Source organism: Pseudomonas meliae (genome assembly GCF_001400515.1).
In the GTDB taxonomy this organism is placed as follows: domain Bacteria; phylum Pseudomonadota; class Gammaproteobacteria; order Pseudomonadales; family Pseudomonadaceae; genus Aquipseudomonas; species Aquipseudomonas amygdali.
Genome location: NZ_LJQT01000390.1, coordinates 1 through 2354 on the forward strand (window position 1 = coordinate 1; position 2354 = coordinate 2354).

General features: G+C 59.7%; 1 protein-coding gene. It reads left to right on the forward strand.

Annotated elements, in window-relative coordinates; genetic code table 11:
- The first annotated feature begins 177 nt into the window (after nt 1–177).
- Nucleotides 178–2244, forward strand: a complete 2067-nt coding sequence (locus tag ALO64_RS18120) for an AsmA family protein (RefSeq protein ID WP_044345729.1) — start codon at nt 178–180, stop codon at nt 2242–2244.
- The last annotated feature ends 110 nt before the right edge of the window (nt 2245–2354 follow it).

Consider the following 2354-nt stretch of genomic DNA (forward strand, 5'->3'; position numbering starts at 1 on the left):
TTGTCTACACCCTCCTAAAGGGTTTTCAGTTAGTCGCTTCGGCGTGCGTTGCAATACAGGTACTGGCCTTTAGTGCGATTTCGTATTCAAATCAAACCCTCGGCGCGTTTGTCAGTCGAACATTCATGTCGTACTCAGCGCGCCAGGGTCGGGGCGCTGTTTTCTGGAGAGTCACGCATGACGCGCAGCCGCAAGATTTTCGCCTGGACAGGTACCACGTTATTGGTGGTGCTGGCCATACTGGTCATTGTGCTTGTCACGTTCGACTGGAATCGCATCAAACCTACCCTCAATGAGAAAGTCAGCGAAGCGCTGCATTGCCCGTTCGCCATCAATGGTGACCTGGATGTGCGCTGGATGCGAGAGCCCGAACTCGGCGGCTGGCGTGCCTGGGTGCCGTCGCCGCACTTCGTGGCCGATGACCTGACACTGGGTAATCCCGAGTGGTCGAAAACCCCGCAGATGGTCACTCTCAAGCACGTTGAGTTTCGTCTGTCGCTGTTGCCACTGCTGGCTCAGCAAGTGGTCATCCCGCGTATCGATTTGACCGGTCCAGAGGCAAAGCTTGAGCGGCTGGCCGATGGTCGCGCCAACTGGGTGTTCGACCTGCCCAAATCCGACCCGAACGCTGAACCTTCCAAGTGGGTGGTGGATATCGGGGCCATCAAGTTCGACAAGGGGCTGGTGAGTTTCAATGACCAGACACTGAATGCCAATCTGGATGTGGTGATCGACTTGCTCGGCAAGCCGATCCCGTTTGGCGAAATCGTTGGCAGCAAGGAAGCGCAAAAGGCCCAGGAAAAGGGCGCAGTACCGCAGGACTATGCGTTTGGTCTGGCTGTAACAGGCCAGTACCACGGTCAGAAACTGAGCGGCACCGGCAAGGTGGGTGGCCTTCTGGCGCTCAAGGATGCCAGTCAGCCGTTCCCGGTGCAGGCCGATGTGAAGGTTGGTGATACCCACGCGCTCATCGCCGGGACCCTGACCGACCCACAGAACCTGGGTGCGCTGGATCTGCGCCTCAAACTTTCCGGCGCGAGCCTGAGCAATCTGTACCCGCTGACCGGCGTTACCCTGCCGGACTCTCCGGCTTACTCCACTGATGGCCGCCTGATCGCCAAACTGCATGACTCGGCAGGAGCCAACTTTCGTTACGAAGGCTTCAACGGCAAGATCGGCAACAGCGATATCCACGGCGATCTGGGTTACGTCGCCAGCCAGCCACGGCCGAAGCTGAGCGGCGTGCTGGTGTCCAATCAGTTGTTGTTCAGCGACCTCGCGCCGCTGATTGGTGCCGACTCGAATGCCGCTCAGAAAAAACGCGGTGGCGAGAGCAAGCAGCCGTCGGGCAAGGTCCTGCCCGTAGAAGAATTTCAGACCGACCGCTGGCGAGCGATGGATGCCGACGTGGAGTTCACCGGCAAGCGTATCGTGCAAAGCCCGGACCTGCCGTTCACCGACCTGTATACCCATCTGATTCTCAACGATGGGCAATTGAGCCTGGAACCGCTGCGCTTTGGGGTGGCAGGCGGCAAGCTGGATGCTGATATCCGCCTCGACGGCCGCAACAAGCCGTTGCAGGGCAGGGCGAAGCTGTCGGCGCGCAACTTCAAGCTCAAGCAGCTGTTCCCGACTTTTGAACCGATGAAAACCAGCTTCGGTGAGCTGAACGGCGATGCCGACATCAGTGGCCGAGGCAACTCGATTCCCGCTTTGCTCGGCACCGCCAACGGTGAAATGAAAATGCTGGTGAACGACGGCGCGATCAGCCGTGGCCTGATGGAAATTGCCGGGCTCAACGTGGGCAACTACGTGGTGGGCAAGCTGTTTGGCGACAAGGACGTGAAGATCAATTGCGCGGCTTCTGATTTCGGCATCAAGGACGGCTTGGCGACCAGTCGGCTGTTCGTCTTCGATACCGAGAACGCCATCATCTACATCAATGGCACCGCAAACATGAAGACCGAGCAGCTGGACCTGCAGATCAACCCGGAGTCCAAGGGCTTCCGCGTGTTCTCGCTGCGCTCGCCACTGTATGTCAACGGCCCGTTCGCCAAGCCCAATGCAGGCGTGCAGTCCGGCCCGTTACTGCTGCGCGGCGCCGGCATGGTCCTGCTCGGTGCGACCGTAGGCCCGGTGGCCGGTCTGCTGGCGCTGGTCGCGACCGGCGATAGCGCACCGAACCAATGCGGCCCGCTGCTGGAGCAGATGCGCACCGGCAAGGCGCCGAAGACGGTGAAGTGATTGCACACTCAAGGATCAGCGGTGCGATGCAGATCTGTGACGCAGAGCGTCACGCAATGCATTCCGACGCTGGAGCGAGCGGAACGATAATCTCAACTATCGTGCGACGC

Coding starts and splice junctions, on each gene's coding strand:
- ALO64_RS18120 (WP_044345729.1), top strand. CDS start 178: ATGACGCGCAGCCGCAAGATTTTCGCCTGGACAGGTACCACGTTATTG.